This window comes from Tritonibacter sp. SIMBA_163, from assembly GCF_046535935.1.
Lineage (GTDB): Bacteria > Pseudomonadota > Alphaproteobacteria > Rhodobacterales > Rhodobacteraceae > Epibacterium > Epibacterium scottomollicae.
The window spans coordinates 1-241 of sequence record NZ_JAWJBP010001191.1; the positions used below are offsets into that span (position 1 = coordinate 1).

Sequence of the window (241 nt, forward strand, 5' to 3'; positions counted from 1 at the left end):
GTTTCTTTCTCTTAGCAGGTTCAATTCCCTTTAGTTTAGGCTTCCTTTTAGGTGTGCGTTGGTTAATTTTCTTTTTGATGGGAACCGAAAGAACTCGCGTTCCGAGCTTGATTTTAACGGCAATTTTAATTTTAATCGGCTTTCAACTTTGGATGTTTGGGTTGATTGCTGATTTAATGGCTGCGAATCGTCGCTTAATCGAAGATATTCAAATTAATTTGAGAAAACAAAGGTAAGTGAG

At 36.9% G+C, this 241-nt stretch carries 1 pseudogene; it reads left to right on the forward strand.

The window, feature by feature from the left end:
- Positions 1 to 236: pseudogene (locus R0J92_RS26090) on the forward strand (glycosyltransferase family 2 protein); the annotation flags it as partial.
- Positions 237 to 241: the final 5 nt, after the last annotated feature.